Source organism: Sphingobacterium sp. HMA12, from assembly GCF_002933815.1.
In the GTDB taxonomy this organism is placed as follows: domain Bacteria; phylum Bacteroidota; class Bacteroidia; order Sphingobacteriales; family Sphingobacteriaceae; genus Sphingobacterium.
The window spans coordinates 1-25,709 of sequence record NZ_BEYR01000007.1 but is presented as its reverse complement, the minus strand read 5'-3'; the positions used below and the strand labels follow the sequence as shown (position 1 = coordinate 25,709).

Annotated in this window: 20 protein-coding genes; 10 read left to right on the top strand and 10 right to left on the bottom strand. The window is 44.3% G+C overall.

Annotation, left to right across the window (positions count from 1 at the left end):
• Nucleotides 1-193: 193 nt before the first annotated feature.
• The 5 genes from HMAT_RS24280 to HMAT_RS24260 all read left to right on the top strand — a co-directional run bounded on the left by HMAT_RS24280 (nt 194) and on the right by HMAT_RS24260 (nt 8,846).
• Nucleotides 194-742 carry an RNA polymerase sigma-70 factor gene (locus HMAT_RS24280; protein ID WP_158656112.1) on the top strand — a complete coding sequence of 183 codons (549 nt, stop codon included), beginning with the start codon at nt 194-196 and terminating at the stop codon, nt 740-742.
• Nucleotides 743-826: 84 nt separating this feature from the next.
• A complete protein-coding gene (locus HMAT_RS24275) occupies nt 827-2,020 on the top strand; it encodes a FecR family protein (RefSeq protein ID WP_104385429.1) in 1,194 nt (397 codons plus the stop codon).
• Between the two features lie 148 nt (nt 2,021-2,168).
• Nucleotides 2,169-5,654, top strand: coding sequence for a TonB-dependent receptor (locus tag HMAT_RS24270; RefSeq protein ID WP_104385428.1), 3,486 nt, complete (start codon nt 2,169-2,171; stop codon nt 5,652-5,654).
• Between the two features lie 10 nt (nt 5,655-5,664).
• Nucleotides 5,665-7,425, top strand: coding sequence for a RagB/SusD family nutrient uptake outer membrane protein (locus HMAT_RS24265; protein WP_104385427.1), 1,761 nt, complete (start codon nt 5,665-5,667; stop codon nt 7,423-7,425).
• Nucleotides 7,426-7,430: 5 nt separating this feature from the next.
• Entirely contained in the window at nt 7,431-8,846 is a 1,416-nt protein-coding gene (locus HMAT_RS24260) for an alpha-L-fucosidase (RefSeq protein WP_371412061.1), read from the top strand.
• Between the two features lie 136 nt (nt 8,847-8,982).
• Here HMAT_RS24260 and HMAT_RS24255 read toward each other — a convergent pair whose 3' ends face one another.
• The 5 genes from HMAT_RS24255 to HMAT_RS24235 all read right to left on the bottom strand — a co-directional run bounded on the left by HMAT_RS24255 (nt 8,983) and on the right by HMAT_RS24235 (nt 17,170).
• Entirely contained in the window at nt 8,983-10,134 is a 1,152-nt protein-coding gene (locus tag HMAT_RS24255) for a TlpA disulfide reductase family protein (protein WP_104385425.1), read from the bottom strand.
• 29 nt (nt 10,135-10,163) lie between these two features.
• Nucleotides 10,164-11,627 carry a RagB/SusD family nutrient uptake outer membrane protein gene (locus tag HMAT_RS24250; protein ID WP_104385424.1) on the bottom strand — a complete coding sequence of 488 codons (1,464 nt, stop codon included), beginning with the start codon at nt 11,625-11,627 and terminating at the stop codon, nt 10,164-10,166.
• Between the two features lie 12 nt (nt 11,628-11,639).
• Nucleotides 11,640-15,221, bottom strand: a complete 3,582-nt coding sequence (locus tag HMAT_RS24245) for a SusC/RagA family TonB-linked outer membrane protein (protein ID WP_104385423.1) — start codon at nt 15,219-15,221, stop codon at nt 11,640-11,642.
• A 180-nt stretch (nt 15,222-15,401) separates the two neighbouring features.
• Nucleotides 15,402-16,538, bottom strand: coding sequence for a FecR family protein (locus tag HMAT_RS24240; RefSeq protein ID WP_104385422.1), 1,137 nt, complete (start codon nt 16,536-16,538; stop codon nt 15,402-15,404).
• Between the two features lie 68 nt (nt 16,539-16,606).
• On the bottom strand, nt 16,607-17,170 hold the full coding sequence (locus HMAT_RS24235) for an RNA polymerase sigma-70 factor (protein ID WP_104385421.1): 564 nt from the start codon (nt 17,168-17,170) through the stop codon (nt 16,607-16,609).
• Between the two features lie 292 nt (nt 17,171-17,462).
• Here HMAT_RS24235 and HMAT_RS24230 point away from each other — a divergent pair, with 292 nt between their 5' ends.
• Complete coding sequence (locus tag HMAT_RS24230) at nt 17,463-18,005, top strand: hypothetical protein (protein WP_104385420.1); 543 nt, start codon at nt 17,463-17,465, stop codon at nt 18,003-18,005.
• A 226-nt stretch (nt 18,006-18,231) separates the two neighbouring features.
• Here the strand turns inward: HMAT_RS24230 and HMAT_RS24225 are convergent, their stop codons facing one another.
• The 4 genes from HMAT_RS24225 to HMAT_RS24210 form a co-directional block, all read right to left on the bottom strand.
• The gene (locus HMAT_RS24225; protein WP_104385419.1) at nt 18,232-18,759 is read right to left on the bottom strand and encodes a hypothetical protein; all 528 of its coding nucleotides are present in this window, start codon (nt 18,757-18,759) and stop codon (nt 18,232-18,234) included.
• Nucleotides 18,760-18,797: 38 nt separating this feature from the next.
• Entirely contained in the window at nt 18,798-19,340 is a 543-nt protein-coding gene (locus tag HMAT_RS24220) for a hypothetical protein (RefSeq protein WP_104385418.1), read from the bottom strand.
• A 96-nt stretch (nt 19,341-19,436) separates the two neighbouring features.
• Nucleotides 19,437-19,742 carry a hypothetical protein gene (locus tag HMAT_RS24215; protein ID WP_104385417.1) on the bottom strand — a complete coding sequence of 102 codons (306 nt, stop codon included), beginning with the start codon at nt 19,740-19,742 and terminating at the stop codon, nt 19,437-19,439.
• A 13-nt stretch (nt 19,743-19,755) separates the two neighbouring features.
• Nucleotides 19,756-20,808: a hypothetical protein gene (locus HMAT_RS24210; RefSeq protein ID WP_104385416.1), complete on the bottom strand. Its 1,053-nt coding sequence runs from the start codon at nt 20,806-20,808 to the stop codon at nt 19,756-19,758.
• 367 nt (nt 20,809-21,175) lie between these two features.
• Here HMAT_RS24210 and HMAT_RS24205 point away from each other — a divergent pair, with 367 nt between their 5' ends.
• From HMAT_RS24205 to HMAT_RS24190, 4 genes are all read left to right on the top strand, one after another.
• Nucleotides 21,176-21,871, top strand: coding sequence for a hypothetical protein (locus HMAT_RS24205; RefSeq protein ID WP_158656110.1), 696 nt, complete (start codon nt 21,176-21,178; stop codon nt 21,869-21,871).
• Entirely contained in the window at nt 21,868-22,959 is a 1,092-nt protein-coding gene (locus HMAT_RS24200) for a hypothetical protein (protein WP_158656108.1), read from the top strand. The genes HMAT_RS24205 and HMAT_RS24200 overlap by 4 nt, the downstream gene beginning before the upstream one ends.
• A 593-nt stretch (nt 22,960-23,552) precedes the next feature.
• Entirely contained in the window at nt 23,553-24,269 is a 717-nt protein-coding gene (locus HMAT_RS24195) for a MauE/DoxX family redox-associated membrane protein (RefSeq protein WP_158656106.1), read from the top strand.
• Nucleotides 24,263-24,661, top strand: coding sequence for a hypothetical protein (locus HMAT_RS24190; RefSeq protein ID WP_104384052.1), 399 nt, complete (start codon nt 24,263-24,265; stop codon nt 24,659-24,661). Before HMAT_RS24195 ends, HMAT_RS24190 begins: the two co-directional genes overlap by 7 nt.
• A gap of 76 nt (nt 24,662-24,737) precedes the next feature.
• Here the strand turns inward: HMAT_RS24190 and HMAT_RS24185 are convergent.
• On the bottom strand, nt 24,738-25,709 hold a 972-nt coding region (locus HMAT_RS24185; protein ID WP_104385412.1), incomplete at its 5' end, for a RagB/SusD family nutrient uptake outer membrane protein.

Sequence of the window (25,709 nt, the reverse complement as noted above, 5' to 3'; positions counted from 1 at the left end):
CATGCTATTTGAGCGGTGCCAAATAAACCACAGCGCCTGTCGACAGCTGAACAGCAGCCGGTACTCAATCGTTTTCGAAGAAATAAACTAACCGCAGCCTGCACCTGCTCCAAAACTTAAGCATATTTTCCTATATTTATGGGATGCTCCAAGAGCTCCAGTTTTGTCAAATGCTTAATACATATTAAACCACTTGGAAAATTTGCAGACCTTCTTACCTTATGATATTGAATTGCTTTTTCAACAGTACTATAGACAGCTTTGCCTCTTTGCCAACAATGTACTGAATGATGAAGCGCTAGCCGAAGATATTGTCCAGAGCTTTTTCGCTGGACTTTGTGAGGGGCGTAATACTTTGCCCGAACATGAAGGTGCACGCAAGGGCTATCTTTTCATCGCTATCCGCAACAACTGCCTCAAGCACATCCGAAGTGAAAAAGTTAAAAGTAAGTACTTCGATCAGCTCGATAAAGACATGATCGAAGAACAAACGATCATGGATGCCATGATCCAGGCAGAAGTTATCAGCCAGCTAATGGAAGCGATCAACCAATTGCCGCAAGGCTGTAAGCAGGTGCTTCATATGGCCATTTTTGAAAAATTTTCCAATGATGAAATTGCCACCAACCTGGCCATTTCCATCAACACCGTCAAAAGTCAGAAAAAAAGAGCGATACAGCTTCTACGCACGCGTCTGGATCCCCAGACGCTATCGCTTTTACTTCTTTTACTCATTGAATAACACTGTTTTATATTTTTTTTCACTTTTCCTTCCATCCTTTTGCAGCCTTTGTGGCTCTTTTAATCAAATAGCCGGTTGAAGAACATGAAGGATCACCAATTTATACTCGTAGATTACTTAATCAAGCACTTTAGTGGGACACTAAGTCAAACTGACGTACAGTCTCTCCAAGAGATCTTTGAAGATGATCCTACCCTGCGCGATCAATGGGAGCGATACACCAGCAAGGGTGTCAAATCCAGCGATGCCCAATTTTGGAATAACCTGGATCTTGATCAGGCACGAGCCAACATCTTAAATTACTCACCTGCCGAACCAGCAATCCGATCACTCCGCAATCGACGCATACGAAACATCAGCATCTATGCGGGCCTAACCGCCAGCTTACTCCTGATTATTGGTGCGGCATTAATGCTCCGTACGACACATCCGGATAAACATATTGTTGTCGAACAGATTGATCAGTATAAAAATGACGTCCTACCAGGAGGACAGAAAGCTACACTTACACTTTCCAACGGTAAAACTATTGAATTATCGCAAGAACAAGCCACCCTGAAGGAACAACATGGTGAACAGCTCCAGATTAGAGATGGTCAACTGCACTATAAGTCAAATGGCGAGCAGGCAGAACTCGCTAGTCTAAAAAATACGCTGACCGTACCTGCCTCCGGATTCTATCGAATGGTGTTGCCCGATGGCACCAAAGTCTGGGTCAATTCAGCTTCAGAACTGAGCTACCCACTAGCCTTCGGCAAATCAATCCGCAAAGTTGAGCTACGCGGTGAGGCTTATTTTGAAGTGGCGCACGAAAAAAATCGTCCATTCATTGTCAGTACCGTACACGGCGATATCAAAGTATTGGGTACAGCTTTCAATCTCCAGGCCTACAGCAGTGTCGCCTCCAATGTCACACTGATCAATGGCAGTATCCAGTTGACCAATACCAACAAGACAACAACACAAATCGTACCGGGGCAAAAAGTTGAATTCGATGGCAGCGAAATGCGCGTTTCCACGGCCAATATTGAAAAAGAAACCGCCTGGCAACATGGCTACTTTTATTTCGAACAAGACCAGATTCAGGATATTATGGACCAGCTGGCGCGATGGTATGCCATCAAAGTGATCTATCAGGGTCCGATCACCAAGAAAACCTTTGGTGGAAGTATCAGCCGAAGTGTAAACCTAGCCGAGGCCCTGGAATTACTAAAACGTGGTGCCGGAGTTGAATTTATGATCGACAATAAAACCGTCACCGTAAAGAATAAAAATTAACAGCATAACCAATTATTAAAGGAGGACCATGCAATGATTTAAAGATTTACCTGACCAAACTTACCGCTAGCGCGTAAATATGGGCTAACCAAAGGTGCCTGAGCACCTGAATTAAAACCAAAAAAAAACCAACCCTATTGCTGAAAATATGAATTATTTTAAAAATTACTTATTCGGGCAAAGATCGACCGACCCACGTTTTTCGCCCCTAATTTCGAAAAAAATCAAAGCAACCTTATTTCTGGGTTTACTCTTTACCTATGGTGTCTACGGCAAGACCGAAGCGCAGCAGGTCACCATGCATGTCAATAAAGGGGAGCTAAAAACCGTTTTTATGGAAATAAAGAAGCAGACCGGGTATCATTTCTTTTATGATGAAAGCCTCTTTAATGGGCTAAAGATGGTCAGCCTCCATGTCAACAACCAAAAGCTTGAAAATGTCCTCAAAGAACTGTCGGACGAATTCCCCCTTGAGTTTGAAATCCACAAAAAACATATTGTCGTACTCCCAAGTGCCTCAAAAAAAACTATACAGGCGCAACAGCAGTACACGATCAAAGGTCGATTGGTTGCCGCAAAGGATGGAAGCCCTATCGACAATGCTACGATCAGTATAAACGGGAGCAATATCAGAACCTCATCCGATAACAAAGGGAACTTTACGCTTACGTCTTCAGTAGCAGAAGGCACGCTGACAATCTCCCACTTATCCTTTAAATCACAGACTGTCAAATTCAATACTGCTAACCAAAGTAGTGTGACCGTGTCACTGGAAGAAAATGACAGCGCATTGGAAGAAGCTGTTGTCGTGGGTTATGGCACGCAAAAACGTGTCAATCTGACGGGAGCCGTAGACAATGTCAGCGGCGATGTATTGAAGAATAGGCCTATTAATAATGTCGCCCAAGGTTTACAGGGTACGATACCCAATCTGACCATAACACCATCAAGCGGTGATCCGGCCGGTAATCCGGGCATTAACATCCGGGGTACCACCTCCATCAATGGCGGTGGCCCACTCGTACTGGTGGATGGTGTGGAGATGAATATGAACCTGGTCAATCCCAATGACATTGCCAATGTCACAGTGCTCAAAGATGCATCATCAGCCGCAATCTATGGTGTTCGGGGTGCTTTCGGTGTCATCCTGATCACGACCAAAAGTGCCTCAAATGTTGACAAGACCACAGTGTCCTACAACAACAACTTTGGCTTTTCACAACCCAGTATTTTTCCGGAGATCGTTAAGACAAATTATGAACATGCCGAGTACATCAATCAGGCCATGTTAAATGCCGGTCTGGCACCCATGTACGATGAGGCCATGGTGGCAGGTATGAAAGCCTGGACAGCAGATCCGGTCAATAACCCTTCGTATGAAGTGGTCGGCGGCAACTACCGTTTCTATGGCTATAATGACTGGCAAAAGATGCTGATGAAAGATTTTGCATTTTCCCAACGGCACAATATTTCCCTAGCGGGTGGCACCGAAAAAACGAAATTCTTCAGCTCCGTAGGCTACAATAATCAAACAGGATTGCTGAAAATCAACAGTGATGAGTTCAAACGGCTCAATACACGGCTCAGCGTCGAGAACCAGACGACAGATTGGCTAAAGTTAGGCCTTCGTGCCCTCTACAACCATACCGACAACAACCAACCATACAACTATGGCAATTCGATCTGGCATCAATTTGTCTTTACCAGCCCCGTGCGTCCCTACCAGTGGAACGGTGATCCACGCTATCCAGAGTATGACAAATTCAATGGCATGTATTTCGATGACCAAAATCCCATCCCTCTGTTGGAAAAAGGAGGCAGAAATCATTCCATGAATGAAGATATCTGGACATCACTGAATGCTGATCTCAAATTTATGCCCGGCTGGACAGGACATATCGATTTCAACTACAATCTCAATCTTGATAAAAATACCGAGCACCGCAAAAAAGTGGATATGGTCCGGTCAAATTTTATCTTGACCGAAGGGAATTCGACGAATAACTTCTATAGCGTCCTAAACAACCGCAGGGATTACTACTCCTTCAATGCCTACACCCAATACGAGAAAACCCTTGACAAACATTACATCAAAGGAATGGTTGGTTACAATCAGGAGCTGACCAAATATAGCTCCAATAAGGGGACACGCTTGGGGATCTTAAATCAGGAACAGCCCACGCTGACCTTAGGCTCCGGCGAGCAGCGCGTGGAGGAGACCGGTTATGAATGGGCATTACGTGGCGGTTTTTTCAGGTTAAATTATATCTATGCCGACAAATACCTGCTCGAAGTCAACGGAAGGTATGATGGGACCTCCCGTTTTCCGAAGGACAACCGCTTTGTATTCCTGCCTTCGGTATCAGCAGGATGGCGGGTCTCTGAGGAAAACTTTATGGACTGGTCACGCAGTGTCTTGGACAATTTCAAACTGAGAGGTTCTTATGGTGAATTGGGCAATCAGCTCCTGACCTCGAGCAACTGGTCGGGCAATACCCGCTATTACCCGTTTGTACCTTTTATGTCAGCAGGCATCTCCAAAAACTATATTTTTGGTAGCCAGACCCAGGTTATTGTCAATCCACCGACCCTGGTTTCCAATAGTCTAACATGGGAAAAAGTAGCCACCTTCAATCTCGGGGTCGATCTCGCTTTTTTCAAGAACAAACTTGACGCCTCTTTCGACTGGTACCGCCGTACCACCTCCGACATGCTCACCAGTGTCGTTTATCCAGAGCTATTGGGAGCCACTTCGCCAGTAGAAAATAAGGCCGAACTCCGCACCAATGGTTGGGAACTGGCGCTGAACTGGAAAGAAAAAGTGAATGAAAAACTATCCTATTCCATAGGTTTTAACCTCGGGGATTCACAGGCCAAGATTACCAAGTTTGACAACCCTACCCGCTCGCTGACCAACTATTATGTAGGCCAGAAAATAGGCGAGATCTGGGGCTATACCACCGAAGGATTTTTTGTTGATGCCGACGATGTGGCTAATCATGCCGACCAATCCCGCCTGGGCAGCAATTGGGCCGCGGGTGACATCAAATATATGGAACGCGATAATGTCAAGAAAGATGGGCGGAACGAGATTTCCCAGGGCGACAACACCGTTGATAATCCGGGCGACCGCTCGATCATCGGAAATACCACACCGCGGTATACCTATGGGTTTAATGGCGGCGTAAATTATGCAAACTTCTCCTTAAACCTTTTTGTTCAAGGTGTCGGCAAACGTGATTTCTGGCCTACGGGGCAAGCGTTCTGGCCTGTGGCAACACAGTATTTCGCTACCCAGCAATGGTGGATTGACGATACCTGGTCTCCGACCAATACCGATGCCTATTTCCCTCGTGCAGTGGCACGTAGCGCAAAAAACCAGCAGACCCAGACCAAATACCTTCAGGACGCGTCTTACCTACGCCTGAAAAATGTGACGCTAGGCTATTCTTTTCAGCCCAACATCCTGCGTAAATTAAAACTATCCAACGCACAGGTATTCCTCAGTGGGGAGAATCTATTTTTCTTCTCACCGATCAAAGGAAGCTATGATCCCGAAGCCGCGGCAGGCAATGGAACGATGATCTATCCGTTCTCACGGACTTATTCATTTGGTATCACTTTAACGTATTAATCCTACAGCAATGAAAAAATATTCTATTCCTATTCTTTTCTCTTTAGCGGTCGCTTTCCAATCCTGCAACAACAGTTTTTTGGATCGATTGCCGACGACAGATTTAAATGATGGCCTATACTGGAATTCCGAAGATGAGCTGAAAGCCTATACCAATGGGATCTATAACGAGGCAGGAGATAATGGCAATTATATGTTCTTCCTTGGTTTTACTAATACCGCCTTCGGGAGCGCAACGCATGCGGTGGTGCCGATCGAAGCCCAAACGGACAACCATGGTTCGCAGGCGTCGGAGCACGAAACATTTATCAGACGGGCGGCCGGTCAGCATACGGTGCCAAATGACGCGACTCAGGGCGGCTGGCTTTGGTCCTTCCTACGTGTCTGCAATGTACTGCTGGCCAACTACCAGAACGTACCTATCGCGGAGTCCATTAAAAACCAATATGCCGGCGAAGCCCTATTCTTCAGGGCCTGGTTCTATCTGGACAAAGTGCAAAACTTTGGCGATGTGCCCTACGTATCTACGCCCCTGAATACAGACTCACCGCAACTATTCGACAAGCGCATGCCGCGCAAGCAGGTGATGGATTCGGTACTCCGCGATATCAACCTGGCTATCGAATATCTTCCGACAAGCTGGACCAATGGTGCGGGCCGTATTACCAAGTATACCGCATTGGCACTCAAGTCGAGACTGGCACTTTATGAAGGAACCTACCGGAAGTACCATGGACTGGGCGATGCCGAAAACTACCTGCGCGAGTCGCTCGATGCCTCTGAGAAGCTGATGGCCAGCAATGTGTATAAGATCTATAACACGGGCAAGCCAAAATCAGATTACCGCTCCCTCTTTATCAATTCCGAGCTGGCAAGCAATCCTGAGATCATCATGGCCCGCAATTATGTCAAGGGCATAATGACCCACAATATGAGCGGTTATGTGCAGACACAAAATGCCGGACCTACACGCGATTTTGTAGACGATTTTCTCTGCATTGAACCCGATGGGACGGCCAAACCCATCAGCCTCAGCAATACCTATAACGACTCGAGTATCGAAAATGTCTTTGACAACCGCGATCCACGCCTTGCCCAGATTGTCCTCGACCCCCGCGAAGAGCAGGCCATACTCCGGTCAAATGTGGGCTATCCAAGGCTATTGGGTATGGGTGGCCTAATCAGTGCCACAGGATATCATCTGATCAAATATTTTGATTATGACCAACGGCAGCTGGCGACCAATTCCGATACCGATGCACCTATTTTCCGCTATGCGGAAATTCTGTTGAACTATGCCGAGGCCAAGGCCGAGCTGGGCACTTTATCCCAGTCCGATCTAGACGGCTCCATTAACCAGTTGCGGGACAGAGCCGGTGTCCCCAGGTTACAGCTCAATCCGCCGATGGATCCAAAGTATGCCGGTGAGGGTATTTCGGCCAATCTGGTGGAGATTCGCCGCGAACGCAGGATCGAGCTCAGCTATGAGCAGACACGGTATCAGGATCTGATGCGCTGGAAAAAAGGATCCTATCTCGCAAAAAAAGTATTGGGCATGCGGTTTGAAGATAGCGATCGCAACAGCACCCGCTATGCCAAAGTCGCGAGCAGTGTCAAAACTTTTGAAGTGGCCGGCAAACACTATATTGATGTCTATGCCGGGTCGGATTTTGTCAATCGCGTATTTGACGAGGACAAGCATTATCTGATGCCTTTGCCGATCAATGTTCTATCCAAGAATCCAGTGTTGGGCCAGAATCCAAAGTGGTAATAGCAATGAAATCAATGATGAGAAAAATACAGATATCACCGCACATTGGGAAGCTCCTGATAGCGGTACTTATTTTACTGGGTAGGCAGGCCATGGGCCAGCCCGCCACCTGGTTTACCGAGGACAAATTTGGGCTTTTTCTGCACTGGGGACTGTATTCCCAGACCGCAGGCGACTGGGACGGACACCCGACCAAGGGCGGTGAACATTTTATGCTCTATGAACGGATCCCGGTCAAAACCTATGCGAAGATCGCCGATCAGTTTAACCCGACCGCCTTTGATGCCGACCGCTGGGTGCAGATGGCCCATGATGCCGGGATGAAGTATATCGTAATCACCGCCAAGCATCACGATGGCTTTTCGATGTACAATTCGGCCGTCAGTGACTATAATATCGTGAGGAGAACCCCCTGGGCCAAAGATCCGATGCTGGCGCTCGCGGCGGCCTGCAAGAAATACGGGTTAAAGCTCTGCTTCTATTATTCCCTGGGCCGCGATTGGGAGAACCCCGATGTACCGACCAACTGGCCGACCAAAGCCGGCCGCAGCAATACCTGGGACTACCCAGATGAAGACGCCAAAGACCTGAACAAGTATGTTGAAAACAAGGTCAAACCGCAGCTTCGTGAGCTGCTGACCCAGTACGGCCCCATTGGCATTATCTGGTTTGACACCCCCGAACTGATTACCAAAAAACAGAGCCAGGAGATCCGTGATCTGATCCATTCCATCCAACCCCAGTGCATTATCAACAGCCGGATCGGCAACGGTCTCGGTGATTATGCCGTCGTTGAGCAAACCTTGGTTTCAACGGCACGAAAGAATTGGGAAGCCTGTATTACGATGAGCGAAAATTGGGGCTACAACCGGCACGATCACAAATGGAAAAGCCCCGAACTGCTGGTGCGCAATCTCATTGAGGTGGTGAGCAAGGGAGGTAACCTCCTGCTCAATGTCGGCCCCAAAGGCGATGGTACCTGGCCCGTAGAAAGCCAGGAAAACCTACGTGCTATCGGCGCCTGGATGAAGGTCAACGGTGAAGCCCTATATGGTAGCAGCGTCTGGGCCGGGAATAAAGAAGTTGCTGCAGCGCAAACAGAAAAGAAAGAATCCGAAAAGGAAAAAGCAGGTATGAAGGATGCCGTCAACGACGCAACCCCGAAAGAAATTGTGTCAGACTATCGCTTTACCCAAAAGGGTAATGTTGTCTACCTCTTTGTACGGAGCCCCTCAACGGCAAGGATAAATGTTCCCGAGCTCGCTAAAAACAAACTTGCGATCAGTTCGATCAGCCTTCTCGGAGACCAGTCTAAGGTGAAATGGACGCAGGGGAAAGGTGCCTTAACATTGACCTTACCGACTGTCAAAGATCCAAGTATACCGATATACGTTTATAAAATCCAGCCAAAGCGCAACTAATCAAAATCCCCGACAGTCCAACCGTCGGGGATTTTTGTGTACAATAATACGGATGCAGCGATTCGGCAGACCTAGAGACTAAACGGAACAAGTAAACGCCTGAGGTTTTTAGCTTCAGGCGTTTGTGTTATTGGATTTATTTCCAGTTTTTGATGATTTCGCTCATTTTGTCAAAGGAGGTTTCGCCGCCGCCCGTACTTCGGTAGACGATCTTGCCATTGGGATCCACGAGAATCTTTGTCGGAAATCCGGTGATATTCAGACGCAGGACAAAATTGTTGTTACCTTTGTCGTTCAATATTTGCACCCAGTTGAGCTCGTGCTGCTCAATGGCTTTGCGCCAGCTTTCATTTTTATCGGACGCGATGCCAAGTACACGCAGCTGATCGGGATAGCTGTCTCTCAGTTTTTTCAGATCAGGCACATCGGCCATACATGGCCCACACCATGAGCCCCAAAAATCGATGAGGTAAAATTTGCCTTTCCAGCTGTTTGAGTCGAATGCCTTACCGTCATAGGTATTGCTACTGTTGATCTGGAATATGGACTTGCCTACATCGTATTTGCTGCCCGCTACACGATTCTTTAACGAGGTATAGAAAGGCGAGCTTTGGTAGGCCTTATCTACCGTAGGTAACAGTGCCTCCACGGTCTCGATCGTTACAATCTCCCTGACCAGCATATCTTCAAGGTAATACAGGCCGGCTACAGACGAAACATTCTTCTTTAGAAAGTCGTTCACGTATTTAGCTGCTTGGGCATCGATCTGTTCCTGCTCAGCTGCAAGACGTTTGTTTTGCACCGCATCTGAAGTGTCTTTTGCCAGTTGCAGGTCGATATTAGCCGATTTATTCAACAGCGGGTGATAGCCCTTATTGAGCTTACTGATGATACTGTTTTCTTTATCCCCACTAGGATATACTTCGGCAAAGTCGGATAGCTTTCCTTTGAGTAATATCTTGCCACCCGGCATGGCTACAAACCAGATGGATTGGCTTTTGACAGGGATATAACCTCGGTCGACACGCTTATAAAGTGCTTCGGTCGGAAGGGTGAGCCTTATGATTAATGGCATAGAGGTCGTGTCCTGAAAGAATATCTGCCCGTTTTTAGTGCTGCCTTTTTTGAAATAGACATCGGTCACGCCATTCCAGATGGTCATGTTGTAGGTGCTGTCCTTAAAGTCAGCGATCTGGGAGGTTACCGTAAAGGTTTTGCTCTGGCCGAAGCTATGCAAGCTGCTGGCTACCAGCAGGCCTGTTATGGCCAATATATTTCTAATTTTCATGATATGATTTATGATCTATATTTCGTTTTTTAGTAAGGATTCTGCTGTAGCTGTCCTTTGCTGGCATCTATCTCTACGCCATTGATAGGTACGACCAAATGCTTACTTTCCAAGGTGTAGGTTTTCGGTGTAGAGAGGTTGACACCTGTGGTACTGACTTGATAGAAATCTCTTTTTACAGTGATATTATCCGCAGCATAGTCGTTGACACTAAATCGGCGGATATCGTACCACCGCATGACAAAGGGAAGCTCTCGGCGTCGCTCAGCCAGTACTTGTTTAATCGCTTCATCTTTATTGGCAGCTGTCAGTGCACTGTAGGTCGACATGCGTTTTTGACGCAAGGTATTGACCGCCGATAAGGCATTCTGAACATCGCCCTTACGCGCCAGTACCTCGGCCTTGTTAAGAAGCATCTCCGCTCTTGTAGGACCCGAAACTAAAGTGCTGCCATCTGTAAACATGGTGTACCTATAGGCAGCTGGTGTAACGACACTGAAACGTCGGCCGCCATTAGGGATCATCAGGTGCTTGTAACGGAGGTCGTTGGTCTGATCGTATAGGGCTACCAATGCACTGCTCGGAATATACCATTGTGCACCTGTGTATTGATAGCGGCTGTAATAAAGCTCGTTCCAATAGAGGTATTTCGCGGCGTTCCAGTCGTTTAACTCACTGTAGCGGAGCGTTGCAGCCGGATTGCTGTAGGAGACGCTTCTGCCCGGTAGTAGGCTGTTATAGTCTACTAAGCTTACGGTGCCGGACGCTAGCGCATTGTTTGATTCGGCCAAACTCTTATCATAGTCGCCAGTGAATAGATAATAGCGGCTCATAAAAGCTGAAATGGCTTTTTGGCTCACACGCCAGGTCTTTCTTGGATCGACATCGGCTTCGGCTACTTTCTTCGCTTCTTCGATATCGGCCAGAATAAAGTCATAAGTTTCCTTAAGTGTAGCACGTTTTAGCGATTCTTCGTAATCTACGCTACGCTTTAAGGGAAGTCCCAAGCTATTCATATTGGCCGCAACGTATGGCGCACAATAATTGTTGACCAGGATCCAATACGACATCGCCCGTATAAAATGGGCATCTGCTTTTACACGTCTGCGACTGGCCTCATCACCGCTCACCAGGTCTATGTTTTTCAAAATGACATTTGCTGTGAAGATCTTTTTGTATTCTCCGGTCCACAACTCGTCCGTAGCAAGGTTTTCAATGCCCTCTGGAGAGGATACATAACGCTGGAGATTGTTGACAGTGAAAGCCGTAACATTATTTTTGTATAGCTCCCTGCTGATCTCGGTGTCATCAGTAGCGTAGGTGGCTGTGTAATTCTCCTCTCTTGAAAATACAGTAGCATTATCTACCAAGGCCTCCAACTGATCTACGGTTTTGATACTAGCCTGTTTTTTAGGTTCTTCGGATAAGTATTTTTTGCAGCTTGCCGTCATTAGTATCGCAGCGGCAAGTCCTATATATGTGAACACTCTCATGTCTGTCTGTTGTTAAAATTGAAAATTGATACCGAATGTATAACTCTGTGTAGGACGCATCGTGCCCGGTAACCAATCGGGGTTGTAATTTTTAGTATTAGCGCGCCAGATCAAGCCAAGGTCACGGGCCTGTACGAAAAGGTTGACATTGTTCAAGCGGATGGCTTCTGTCCAGCGGTTGGACAGTTTATATCCTAAGCTAAGCTCTTTAAATTCAATATAAGATGATTTCTCCACCTGGCTGCTCAATGCCTCACTGTAGCGGTCCCAGAGGTATAGGTTGGTCTCATCAGGCAGTGCAAATCCTGGGATATTAGGATTTCCAGCAAGCACTTCATTAACATACTTGTTGACGAAAGTCTTGTCGGACCCTACAAGTGCAGCGTAGTTGAACGTAGGGTTGCGGTATACTCCCCCCATCTTGCCCAATAGGATAAACATGATGTTAAAGTTGCCTACCTGTACAGTATTGGTCCAGCCCAGTGTATGTGGCGGTACGTCGGTACCCATATAATGGAGGAAGGGAAGCCCTAAACCTCTATTGTAAATAGAGACATCATTAAATGTCTGCTGGCTATTGTTTGGTCCGGCTACATGCGGTACACCGTCGATCATACCAATGTAGTCGAAAGCATATAGCGCACCTACGGGGCGACCCTCGACGAAAGTCCTATTGATCAACTGATAGGTGTAGAGCGACGGATTGTACAGCGCATCAATATTGTTGGCATTGTAAGCGTAGTTGAAATTTGTACTGTACTGAATATTCTTGGCTATCGCTAAATTGGTACCCAAAGCGAGCTCAAATCCTTTGTTTGTGATCTCGGCATTGTTAAATTTCTGCGATTTGGTTCCGGTTGCTGCAGGCAGGGCAATCTGTCCAATAATGCCCGAGCCCTTTTTGTGGTATAGATCCACTGAACCGAAAAACTTGCTCTTGAAAAAAGAGAAGTCGATTCCAAAGTTGGTCGAAGCCGTTTTTTCCCAGCGCAGTCTTGGGTTTCCATTGTCAGCAATGGTGGCGGTAATGGTTCCTGTAGAGGGATTTAAGCTCCCACCGACATTGAGCAAGGTCGCTGTCGAAGTAGAATTTTCCATGTTGCCGTTTTTACCATAGGTCAGGCGCATCTCTAGGCGGTCTACATAGTCCTGCGCGGCCATAAAGTTTTCTTTGGCGAGATTCCACTTGGCACCTACAGACCACAACGGTGACCAGCGTAGTTTGGGATCGTCTGTAATGAAATTGGACGCATCGCTCCGGATACTTCCAGATACGGTATAACGGCTAAGATAGGTATAGGCCCCATTTCCATAAAGGGAGATGAACTTGTTTTTCTGCCATCTGAATGTTGTATTGCCCCCTGGAATGGTCGTTGGCGAACCTTCAAAATCGGTAAACTGGTCTACTGCGCTACCATAACCGTAAGGCGGTGTAGTTGCCTGAAGCTTATCACCATAGTAACCGTATACAGTAGGGTTTATAGTGCCTTTGGTCAGGTACTGTGACACTTCCATACCCGCGATAGCCGAGATATGATGATCAGAACCGAAAACCCGGTCAAAATTCAATTGATTCCTAAAGACAAAACTCTGTATGTCCTCCTGACCTAATTCCTCAGCGTTGAAACCATCTTCGTACTGTATCATTCCACGTCTCAGGATTCCGCCTTTAGGGATGTAAGCCTTACCTACGGTCTTGGTGTCATCGTCGTACTCTGTTTTACTATTGATCAGACTACGTACGTAGAAGGTACTCTCATCATAGATACGCTCGCGATCGATCTTGTTACGCTCATATTGAAACTTGGTATCGAAAGTAAGGCCCGGAATAATCTTTAGATTAAGTCCGGTCTGTACACGGGCATTGATGCGTTCGTCAGTAAAATCGCGGCCACGTACTTCGCGTAGTAGATTGTACGACCAATCCGAATAGGTGAATTTTTCGGTCGGGATAAGTCCGAGCTGCTCGCGGTTATAGTCTTTTAGATTGACCCCGTAGCTACCGTCTGGGTTCAATAGAAGTTCATAAGGTGATAGTTGCTCTATTTCGGCAATGGTAGCACCGCCGTATTGTTGTTTTTTGTACTGCAGGTTGGCGCCCAAGTTGAACTTTAAGAAAGAGGTAATGTTGAAATCATTGTTGAAATTCAGGTTGAAACGGTCATAACCGTTTTTCTGAAAAGAACCTTTACTGTTTTCATAGAGAACCGAAGTGTAGTTGCGTATACGCTCGTTTCCGGCCTGCAAATTGACATTGTATTGATTGAGTACAGCTCTTTGCGTTAGCAAGTCCCGGAGCTGCCCCCGGTTGTCGATTTTGCTCAATCTGTCTAGCTCAGCATTCATGTCGGCTGTAGACATTGTGCCATATTGATTGGCATATAATGCTTCTTGCGCTAGCGTCAACGAGTTGGTAATATCTCCAAACGAATTCGCATAAGGGTAGAAAGCCCAGTTGTTTTCATAAGCCTTACGTTCGTAGGCAACCTGATCGGCCGAATTGGCTTGGGTAAGGATGTAGTTTAGATCCGGTCTTCGCGATATTCTGGAAAATGCACTTCCTTGGATCATGAGTCTGTTGTCGGTTTTTGCTTTTTTGGTGACAATAACAATCACACCATTGGCGGCACGTGCACCCCAGATGGATGCCGCAGCCGCGTCTTTAAGTACAGTGACGGATTCGACATCGTTGGGGTTGATATCCGAGAAGTTGCTACTCGATATCGGGAAGCCATCGACCACGATCAGGGGTTTACTATCGGCATAGAGAGTGCTATTGCCCCGGATCAGAAAGTCTACACTGCCGTCTTCATTTTCCTTGGCCTGCATACCGGCTACCGTACCTTGTAACGCACTGGAAAGATTGGATGTAGGGCGTTTGCTCAATACCGATTGTCCGACTTGGCTGAATGATCCTGTAGCCCGTTCTTTGGACATCGTCTGATAGCCTGTACTGACTGTGATATCAACACCTTCCAGTGTCGATAAACTTGGGGTCAGCTGGATCAGCCCCATGGATTCTTTGGCTTTGAGGGTGAGGGGCTCATAACCGACGTAGGATACCAAAATCATGGCATCCCGATCGGGTACTTGTAGGCTGAACGTGCCGTCTTTGCCTGTTGTAGTCGTTATATCACTCTGAATCACGCGTATGGAAGCACCGGATAGATTTTCCAAATGTTCATTAACGACCCGCCCTCGGATGACCAACTGCTGCATAGTGGCTGCAGTCTCCGTCTTTGGTTTTAATGCGATAATATCCGTATCTATACGATACATAATATTGGTATTTTTAAAGATCTGGTTTAGGACGTCAACTAGCGGAGCATCTTTTACGGTTAGGTTGAGCCCATTGACTTTTTTGATTAGTTGTGCATCGCCAATAAAATCATAGCCGCTTTGTTTACGGATTTTATTGATAATAAGCTCTAAAGAAGCATTTTTTTCTTTTAGTGTTATTTTTTGAGCAAAGCCACTGGCATATACCTGGCAAAGGCCGAATGTCAGTAGCACAATGATTAGTTTCATCACGACGAGCGTTTTGCGGAGGATATAGACAGGCGTCCCCCTCCATTTTTCAAGGTAAAAATTCATACATTTGAGTAATTTGGGTTAGATGCTATTGTTAGTTTGTTGGAATTAATAATTGGGGCCCAAAAATCTACCGGATGTGTTCGCTGCACATTCGGTTTTTTTATGACCCAATTTTAGTTTTTATTAGGGTGGCTGTTTCATGATTTCTGCTTTATTAAGGTTAGTATTTACTTTATCTGGTTAGGATATGACGACAATCTTTCGTCCTGTACGCTTGAATTTAACATCAGCCGCAGCCTCCAGTGCACGTAGTACAGCGGACAGGTTGCGCGATCGGGATACGGCACCAATATAGGTCTTCGCGGAAGGCGTCTTTTCATACGTGAATTCAACATCGTACCAGCGCTCTATCTTATTTAGGATACTGGGCAGGGTTTCGTTATCGAAATTAAAGTAGCCGTTCTTCCAGGCTACAGCATGCTCGGTATTGATATGGGCTAGCTGTATCTGTTTTGTATCTTCCTTAATTGTACTCTGTTGACCGGGTTTGAGCAAGACCGAACTGTTATTGGCCATCCTATTTACTTTGACAGCGCCTTCTAATAGCGTGGTTACCGTGGGTTCGGATGCGTAAGCGGATATGTTGAAATGTGTACCCAGTACTTCTACGGTTTGCTCCTTGCTGCGTACTTTAAAGGGTTGCTTTTTATTGTGGGCCACTTCAAAGTAAGCTTCACCAAGTAATTCGACCACGCGTTCTTTGCTGTCAAATCTGGATGGAAATTTTAAGGAGGAATAGGCATTAAGCCATACCTTCGTTCCGTCTGCAAGTACGATATTGTATGCTCCGGTCCTCGGGGTTTGGAGTGTATGAAATATGGGGGCTGCGGATATTGAAGTGGTATCCAAATTCTGGCGTAAGTCCGGACCATCAGCATAACGGATGTTTGCGCCTACGAGGATGGTATTACTATGCTCACTTAACTGGATGGTACTTCCGTCACTGCTCAGTAAAACAGCTTTGTTGCCCCCCGGCTGGATATCAGCCTGTTGCAACGTATCATGCACGATAGCTGTCGTATTGGACTGTCTCCTAGATAAGTAGCTGATACCTAGCACTAAAACTAAGGACGCTGCAACTGCGCTTATTTTCAAAATCTGACTCTTCCTTCTTATCCTCTTGATGTGATAGTGGATATCGGAGTCTATTCTATTTTTTACCTCTCCCTGAATACGCTTTATATCCTCCGGATCTGCTGTATATTGGCTTTCTTTGAGTTGTTGAAGATGCCAGCTTTCTACCCAAGATTTCTCCTCTTCGGAACAGGCGCCCTGGCGGTAACGTTCAAGAATTTCTTTTGCGTTTTTGGTCTTCATGTTAACAAAGGTTTAATACGTTTCTTTGTTATATGTAGGTTAAAGCGGAAAAAAGTAGTAGATGGAATTTAAAAAAAAGTAAAAAATAATGATGTAAATTTAGAACGCATGATTTTCAATGCGTTACTGACCTGTTTACGTACTGTGTTTAGGGAAACATTGCTTTGTCTCGCAATTTCTTCATAGCTTTTTTCTTCCTGACGGCTCAGGATAAATATCTCGCGCATCTTGGGCGGCAGATTCATGATTTCTTTTTCGATCTGTTGTTGCAGTTCTTTTTCGAGGAGGTAGTTGTCGGTCGCGTATTCTCCCCGATCTAAAAAATGCTGTAGCGAATCCGCATAGCCCTGTCTAACCTTTTGCTTGTCGATATAGTCGAATAACTGGAAACGTACGGCCGCATAGATGTAAGAAGAAAAGCTCGTGTTTATTTCTAGTCGCGTTTTTGACCAAAGTGAAACAAATACATCCTGAAGAATATCCTTGACCACCTCTTCATCAGATATAATTTTATTTGCATAGATAAATAAAAGCGGGAAATATCGTTCATAAAGGAGGCCAAACGCTTGTTCATCTTTTTTTAAAACAAGGGCTATCAATTCTTTATCCGATAAATCTGTGTGGCAATACATTCGTTAGTCAGAACCTGAAACCAAACTTACGTTAAAATTGACAAATTACAAATTCTCCGGTTATGATTTATGGGATGTTAACTATTTGAAGGGAATTCACTTGCGTCTTGAGCGATGAAAAAATGATGTTTTTTACTATAGGCTGGTTACTATAGTTAAATTTCAAAATTTTAAGATGGACCGGCTGCGACATTACATTGGTAAAAAGTAGTGCAGCTCTCGGATAATTTTGTATTTTGTCTACTTATTAAACGGTACTGTTATTCAATTGTATTCATCAACATTCGTCATTATGAGCAAAGGTATAAGCTATTTACTCCTAGGGATGAGTCTATTGTTCCTTTTACCACAGTTGGCCTGTCAGGAAACTACGCGAAAAAATCTGGAGACTCAGGAAAAACGGGATACTGTAATGCTTTCCCAACTGTTTTTTGACAAGGTTAAATTCAGATATTTAACCAAAGAGCTAGAAGGGGCCATGAATACAGAAAATCTGGCCAACGACGGATTTTTGGGTGATGCCGGACTGGAGAAGGTCAGAATTCGGTATTCCAAAAGCTACCTCAACCCAAAAGATCAATCTCAGGAAGCCACTGTCGTCGTCTATGAACTTCCTTCCAAGGAAGATCTAGATCTCAAAGAAGAAGACTGTGCAAGAGCCGCTAAAGCTACAAATTGCCTCTCGGCCGTTACCATTGACCGATTTCTGATTCTATTCTTTGCATTGGATTTTGAACCTAAGTCGGTCAGCCGAAAAATATTCGAAGATTTCTATGTACCCAAAGGCGGCAGGATTATCTTTCAGGCACAGGCTGCAATAGATGAAGTATATTAATAGAGCTATTTTACAAAATCAATACAAAAAATATGTTATGAGATACACGAAATCATCGCAGAAGATAATAATCGGTAAGTTAAAGACAGTTAGCTGATATTCGGTCAATTGCCTCCTTTAAGGAACAACTTAGCTGTTATTAACTTATGGATAACCATAATTGTCTTTTTTCTTTTCATAAAATACCATCGGCACTAAATAACAAACTGCGTATAATACGAGTTTGCTACATCGATCCCAGCTCTTCGGCAAGCGCCTGCAAGTTTTGCGTAGCTTCTTCAAATCGTCTGAGTTCAATCTCATAGGGTTCGGTAACCGTTTCGAGCAAGGCATATCCCTCCTTAAAGTCGACATAAGCCATGACCGTATCACCACCCCACATCCAGTCAAAAATCAAGGCAAAACCATCCAAAGCATAGCCCTCCAGTTGTTTTAAAAGAGCCAGCATCGGTAATATTTCATGATAGTTTTCACTGAAATTCAGCGCGGCGAATGTCCAGTGTTGTTTTTCCTCATCATAATGCTCCTTAGCACCATAAAACCTGTCCTTAAGCAAGTTATCGAATACTTCACGATTGCGTGCTTGTGAATAACCTGGAATAATTTCCAAAGCTGTTTTACTGTACATCTGCCGACTCTCCCACCATTGTGACCAATTATCATCATAGTTAGGGGAAATTGGCTGTGCAGCAAAAAACTCGTTCAATCTCGCTTTTTCTATTTGAATCTTGATGTAAAGGCTATCCAGTTCCATACGATCTTTTTAAATTATTCTTGTCTTTTTTTAAAACTTTACCTTCCTGATAATTTTATTTTTCCATCGCTATCAAAATCCGTATCGTCCATCACTCTTTTTAGATTCAACGGCTTCAATGATAAGCCATCCTGCAATGTTATGCCTGTAGCTTTGATCCTAAATAATGGATAGGATACTGGTTTTTCGCCCCATTCCAGTACAAAATGATACCCGTCAATTATCTTTTGCTGGTCATCTGTTTTAATGATTAAGATATTATGAAAGGTTTGCTCCGGCTTGACATTGGCTGGATCTGGCGAAAAGCCTTTAGCCTTGTAGGTAGCAATAAATTTGTAATAATGATATTTGCCATTTATCGGGTTAAATATTAACTCTCTACTATTATTTTCCTTGATCAAGCCAGAGAAAGCCTGCTCAAAATCATCCAATAGTTTGTAATTAAAATCACCATTGATCTTATTTGTAACCAGTACATAAGTTTTTTCACTGTTACCAGCTGGATTGTCCTTTGCTTGATTTTGAGCAACGGCCGAATAACAGGTGAACAAGCCTAACAATAGGACTACTAAATATCTCATAAATCTAATTTATTAAAATTCGAGGAGTATTTCCTTAGTTGACTAGCAAACATTGCTTTTTTCATTTGCAGGTGACACGAGCAGAAAACTTTCACACTATTCCAATAAATAGTTCCAATCATTGGCTACAGCTGAAATATCCCAAGTCACCACTACATTTTTGTAGTTTTTGAAATGACCTTTATCCCATTTGGTGATGTGGTAACCCTTACAAAATTTACAATAGTAAGCCCTTTTGCAAGCCGGTTTGCCCATGCGATGTTTGACACGTTTGCCGTCTTTATTCCTGATGCGTGTCATGAATTTAAAATTGATTATCCTCCATTTTGCTTCGATCAACGACGGAAATGCTACTTTACCCGTGGCACGGCATTTCCAAGTGTTACCTTTTAGATTTTCCATAGCCAATATTATATTATTGATTTGTACTATTATCCTTTTCAATAGGTACCTGAAGCATTACCCAGTCTTTTATCCTACGCGAGATGGTCGACGAAACCACAAAACTGTCTGTATCTCCAAACGGTACATGCAAAATAATCCGAAGCCGGCCGCCCTTCAATTGATAACAGGCCTTAATCATATCCAAGGGGATCGCGTGATGCCGGTCTATTTTCTGTACAAAGCCGTGTGTATCGCGCACAATCTCGTTCAGACTACGTTGCTCACAGCCTATTCCCGCATTCATATCGCTATTCAAAAATAATTTGACGATCGGCGTATTATTGGTCTTCTCGAATAAAAATATACCTAGCTCATTGTACATAATCTTTTTTGTGAGATATCTGTTGTTTAGCAAAAATTCTTCTTCAAGCGTATCCATTCCTTTCAACAGTACGAGATCAATTTCTTCGGTCATATCCCCTTCTTTTTCGTGCTCATCTGTTTTGGAAGGCTCTTCTTCATCCAGCTGATTGTCGGACAAATGTGCCGATTGCGGCTCTTTATCCTCTGAAAATTTTTGTTCCAGATGCTCCACTCGATTTTCCAGTTCCCTGACATAAGTCTCCCTTTTGCGATACACAGACGAATAAAAAAAGATCGCATAGCCCATATTAAAAAACAACATCCCGCCCAAGATCACCAGGAGCGGTAGCCATATCCACTCGCTTTTGGGCGGGGCAACGGGTCTTATGATTGCAAATAAAAATATCGTAGGCAACAAAACGCAAAAGAAGAACTGTGCCCCCAAACGATCACCAAAATTATGCAGCCAGCTTTTCCGCTTGTCCAATAGCTTGATCACCCTGCGCGTATAAAAGAGCGCAACAGCAATGATCATCACATAAAATAGATAACTCAAGATCAAGGGACTATCATCAAACCAGTCCGACAGCGCAGCGATGTGGCCAATATACCAACAAATCCCCCCGAAAAGAACCGAGGCAATGCATACCCATATAAAATCCGGATAATGCACATGCACCTCCGTATCTTTTGAATACTTGACCTGTTGGATCCTTTCCATAATCTCCGTTTATATATATAGGACAAAAACCCTTACCGATCTCATAGCTAAAAAATAGGTTAGATTTTAATCCAGCAAAAATTTCTTTCAAATAGGAATTTATATTATAAATTTAGTCAATATTTTAATAATCAGTCCACAAAAGTAGAAATACTACCCCCATACCTGGTTTTTGCAAGTCAATAAAATACGCTAAAACAGGAAAATTGAGTACTTTATTGTGCAGATAATATCCTTCGTTGCAAAAAGACATCCTTTAATGTAGAAAACATGTGCTTGTTGAAATAAAGATGATCTTCAGGCAGAATAAGCCCCTTTATAGGTAATTTTAGCATACAGCAATTTACTGATATTAAAAGCCATGCGTATGGAAACCCCAAAGCCAACGATACAACGGTTCACCCGCAATTACATCCTGATCTGTGTAGCAGTCCTCGTTACCCTATATGGTCTATTCATTGCACCAACATTCCCATTAAGAGTATATAGCATAGGTGTCCTTGTACTATTTATACCTTTTTTAGAGATCCGTAATCAAAGCGTGGTACTCCAGTTATTCTTTGTTTTCTTTATCTGTATCCAGATCAGTAGCATTGCACTATTTGACCGTATGCCCTATGAGCTACTGCTCAGCTCACAGCCCTTTGGACCAGCTTTTATACATGCCCTTCCTGCCGCGCTACTGTGTTGTGCCGCAGCTAATGTTCTTCTGTTCAAGCACGTGAATATCTTAAAGCTATATACCGTCCAGTTTCCCATTATGCTTATTGCCTGTACCTGGTATATCCGCATGGTTCTGATCCTCAATAATTGCCAGCATACAGCGGACGCCAAGAATGTACAGATTACGGCTGTTGTCGTTCAGAAATGTCCTCTGTGCTGTGATATCCATGAGCTCCTACTTTCTTTTTCTTACGAAGGGCGACAATATCAGCTACCGATGGACGTACATCCTAAACTTTATGAAAAAGCAAAAGAAGGCGATAAGCTCAATCTCCAGCTCCATCCCGGTGTATATGGTTGGCCTTGGTACCACAAAGATATCAAAAGGAGGTACAAATGATTGTAAGTCTATATCAGCTCACCCTGATGATTGAGACACTGTATCGTGTCGATCAGATGGAGATACCCTCACGGCTATATAGTATATCAGTAGCCTGTTCGGACAATTTTCCTTTAGCACTGCAAGCCCACAGAGAGGCCAGCAAAGTCGAGAGCACCAGTAATACGGTACGTTTATATCATATACAATTGCTCCGGCTACACCAAAAACTGACAGCATTCTGTACGGAGAAGGATATTGAAGACCGGAGTGCACTAATTGCAATGGAGGAACTGCTGGAGCGTGTTGAGTTTTTATTTAAAAATGATATCGATCCCGCTACAACCTTACCCGGGCACTATAAAGACAAGATCAGTACGTATGTCTACAGTCGTCTTCCTGCTCTTGTTGAACAGTTGGCTAAAAAAAATATTCCGCTGGTCTACCTTCATGAAATTCATTCAGCCATAGACAGCCTATTTGAGGAGGGCAAGATCCCTTATATCCAATACCGTCATCAAGACTATTTGATACAGTTGCTGGATGCACTAAGGCAATTGGCCAAAGATAACCGGCAAAGAAAAAACTGGCATTGCCGTTTTCTGATCCTGATGATCAATTTCAATTTTAACCACATGGGATTTTTCAATCGTTGGAAGGAGTTTTATCAGACCGATCCCATCTTTATGGAAGATTTATTGCGGTTTCCAAAACATTTTTCCTGCATACGGGGCTTTGCCTACGATAGTAACCGCAGTAGTCTCCTGAAGCTGATGTGCGAATATATGCAGACGGAGCTATCCCAGTCTCAGCAGACATCATTAGAAAAAGATGATGAGCAATTTATACATAGCAACTTCAATGGCAAGGAGCTCAAGCTCTGGTTACATTTGTGCGTAAAAGCCAATATTACACGTTCGTCTGAGAAAAAGGAGGTCGCTGCGGAGTTTTCAAAACTCATCAAGACCAAAGAAGGTATCTTGCTGACGCCACATACCCTGACGAAAATGGATAAAAGTGTGGAATATGCTGCTGCTGTGCGTATTCTCCGGACATTAAACAATATGCAGGCTGAACTACGCGAGCTATTTCCCGATTTAAAAAGGTAAAAAAAGAAAAATCATAAAAAGTAGGGGTATTCACCGAGTACCCCTACAATTGTCCCTTCTAACACTGCCATAAATAGTGGCCGAGACTATTTCCAGACCCGATCGCCCCTACCAACATATTTCCAACCATTTCGCCCATAGTACCCCTTCCCTTTCCTGAAATTTATTTAAAGCCTGTTTGCAACCTTGACAAGACTCAAATACCACCCCTACACTGCGCTATTATCTGGGCTACCTTTGATTTAAGGCGTACGAGAAAGTAGCAGCTGACGCTCAGGCAGGCCGCTGTACCTCATGAAGGGGCAGGTACGGCGCCCTGTTTTTAAAGAAGCACAGAAATAATAAAAGCCCATTCAAAAATAATAAACACGGCAATACAAATAATTAAGATGAGCACAACATGAATAGTAAACTGGTCAAATCAAATAATTACGACCGGAATATAAATAGTTAGAAGGGAAATACAAATAGTTAGCCTAAACTAAGCATAAATAATAAAACCGCAACCGGAAATAATAAAACAGCGGAAAGAAATAATAAATACCACAGTACAAATAATTAAAGCTATGGAAGCGAATAAAACAAGCAGCATAATGTATAAAATCCTTAGGGGCATAATGATCCTCTTTTGGATCTATGTAGGCATGGACAAGATCTGGCAGCTGAGCGCGTTTCGGATCGCCCTCGAGCAGCAGCCAGTAATCAGTGATCTGGCTCCAATACTCTTTTGGTCACTTCCGCTTATGGAAATCGGTGTGGGGATACTCCTGGCCATGCCACTAGCAAGGCTGCGTGCCTGGGGATGGAGAGCCTCCACCCTATTGATCATCGTTTTTACGATCTATATTGGATTAGGCGTATTCAATGTTTATGCACAAAAACCCTGTATGTGCACAAGCTTTCTGAGCCGTATTTCCTGGACTGCGCATCTATTGATAAATATCGTGATTCTTGGGCTTTCTATAGCGGGATTACTGTTGCCTCCCAAAGTTGCCAAATATAGTGAGCGAGTAATGACAGGTAAAAAGAGCATAGCATTATTTCTGATTGCCTTTATAGCAATCGGCGCCATCAGCTATCGGGATATCCGCGGTACAAAATCAAAAGATATGTGGCATATGCCAGACAGCATAGACCATGCTCCAGTATATGACACCGTCAGTAGGCCTATAGTAGGCAGCCTGGCATACAGATACGATCGGTACACAGAACCGTACCGACAACAATTATTTACCAAAAGTTTGCAGGCCAACAACTTTACTAATCAATTATTGGCTTGCAATACAGAAAGGAGGGTAGCATTATGCTAACCAAATTTTTAAACAATTATGGCTACATGATATTAGGCGGAGCCATGATTATCGGATTCTCAGCATTTAAAGGTGCTGAGGCTTATACAGGAAAAAGTTTAGCTCCTGTGACGCTTTATTTCCACGGAAGCACCAGTTCTTCTTCAGATGTGCAAAATCAATCACTTTGGACTGAAGAAACAAATGATGAGGACTGCGGGTCTGGAAATAATGCAGCCTGTGCCATGGAGGCCGACGCTTCCGATCTTACGGGTACCCCCGGTTCTCGTTCTTTAAATCCAAGCAGGATTACCTTGAATGCGAACGCAGTTGGTTCGCAATTCATTCCGTCGAAAAATACGGCGGCAAGTGACCCTAGCAGCCAACCTATATCGCCAATCAATAAGCTATAGGCTTGGAAATGCAGTCTAAAAATAAATCTACTGCAAGAATGCCCCGGGGATCACTTCCGGGGCATTCGATTAAATTTTACAAGGGATTTTGTTCCATTCCTGTCAGAAGAATAATATCATTAGGCAAAAGTAAAGCATACCGATTAGAATTAGGTTCCAACTCATACTTGGTTCCATTTATATATCGCAGCAACCTAAGGTTTTCGCCATCATATTTATTATAGCGTTTGATATCCATCCATCGCAGCCCGCGCATCAGTAACTCTTTCCGCCTTTCTTTCTTTATCAACCTGAGCGCATCCTCCTGGTTAAGTCCGACGTATGAAGTGAATTCTTCCTTTTTTATTCGTTTCATCAGTAAGGTATTGAGATCATCCAAACCACGATCGACATTTCCCAGTCGGATATTAGTTTCCGCCCGTATTAAAAATAGCTCATCGACGGCTATTCCGCCGAATAGGTTGAAAGCGGAAGTATAATTGCCCTTAAAACTATGGAATCCATTTCTAGCTTTAAAGAACAGTGCTTTGCGAATATCATTATCCCCATAGCTGGCATACAGCGTGGTATCCACCAGACCATAACTGGGATGTAGATTAGGGTAGGATGTTGTCAGCTGAGCATAAAAAACGGTTTCCTTGTTTAAACGAGTTAAAGGATAAGGTTTTAACAGATCTGTGGAAGAAAAATCGTTGTAATCTATTAAGTCATTCTTAATTGCTAAGGCTTTATCTACGTAGTAGAACGCACTATCATACTTTCCAATAGAGAGATAGGCTCTACTCAATGCTCCGTAGCAGGCTATTTTTGAAGGACGCATAGGTGATTCAGCGAGTTCAGGCAGTATTCCTGCCGCTGTCACTAAATCCCCGATGATCTGGCGATAACAGGCTGATACCGTACTGCGTTTCGAAGGTACCGACTGGTCTGAAGTCTGCCGCAACACAATTCCTAGATCAGTATCGGAGGTCTGTGGATCCCAGGACTTGGCAAATATCCACATTCCCTGCAAATACTGATAAGCACGAAAAAAGAGTGCAGCTCCTTT

Coding starts and splice junctions, on each gene's coding strand:
- HMAT_RS24220 (WP_104385418.1), bottom strand. CDS start 19,340: ATGAGATATTTAGTAGTCCTATTGTTAGGCTTGTTCACCTGTTATTCG.
- HMAT_RS24255 (WP_104385425.1), bottom strand. CDS start 10,134: ATGAAAATTAGAAATATATTGGCCATAACAGGCCTGCTGGTAGCCAGC.
- HMAT_RS24225 (WP_104385419.1), bottom strand. CDS start 18,759: ATGGAACTGGATAGCCTTTACATCAAGATTCAAATAGAAAAAGCGAGA.
- HMAT_RS24235 (WP_104385421.1), bottom strand. CDS start 17,170: ATGTATTGCCACACAGATTTATCGGATAAAGAATTGATAGCCCTTGTT.
- HMAT_RS24195 (WP_158656106.1), top strand. CDS start 23,553: ATGTATAAAATCCTTAGGGGCATAATGATCCTCTTTTGGATCTATGTA.
- HMAT_RS24200 (WP_158656108.1), top strand. CDS start 21,868: ATGATTGTAAGTCTATATCAGCTCACCCTGATGATTGAGACACTGTAT.
- HMAT_RS24265 (WP_104385427.1), top strand. CDS start 5,665: ATGAAAAAATATTCTATTCCTATTCTTTTCTCTTTAGCGGTCGCTTTC.
- HMAT_RS24210 (WP_104385416.1), bottom strand. CDS start 20,808: ATGGAAAGGATCCAACAGGTCAAGTATTCAAAAGATACGGAGGTGCAT.
- HMAT_RS24240 (WP_104385422.1), bottom strand. CDS start 16,538: ATGAAGACCAAAAACGCAAAAGAAATTCTTGAACGTTACCGCCAGGGC.
- HMAT_RS24245 (WP_104385423.1), bottom strand. CDS start 15,221: ATGAATTTTTACCTTGAAAAATGGAGGGGGACGCCTGTCTATATCCTC.
- HMAT_RS24190 (WP_104384052.1), top strand. CDS start 24,263: ATGCTAACCAAATTTTTAAACAATTATGGCTACATGATATTAGGCGGA.
- HMAT_RS24215 (WP_104385417.1), bottom strand. CDS start 19,742: ATGGAAAATCTAAAAGGTAACACTTGGAAATGCCGTGCCACGGGTAAA.
- HMAT_RS24275 (WP_104385429.1), top strand. CDS start 827: ATGAAGGATCACCAATTTATACTCGTAGATTACTTAATCAAGCACTTT.
- HMAT_RS24270 (WP_104385428.1), top strand. CDS start 2,169: ATGAATTATTTTAAAAATTACTTATTCGGGCAAAGATCGACCGACCCA.
- HMAT_RS24260 (WP_371412061.1), top strand. CDS start 7,431: ATGAAATCAATGATGAGAAAAATACAGATATCACCGCACATTGGGAAG.
- HMAT_RS24230 (WP_104385420.1), top strand. CDS start 17,463: ATGAGCAAAGGTATAAGCTATTTACTCCTAGGGATGAGTCTATTGTTC.
- HMAT_RS24250 (WP_104385424.1), bottom strand. CDS start 11,627: ATGAGAGTGTTCACATATATAGGACTTGCCGCTGCGATACTAATGACG.
- HMAT_RS24205 (WP_158656110.1), top strand. CDS start 21,176: ATGGAAACCCCAAAGCCAACGATACAACGGTTCACCCGCAATTACATC.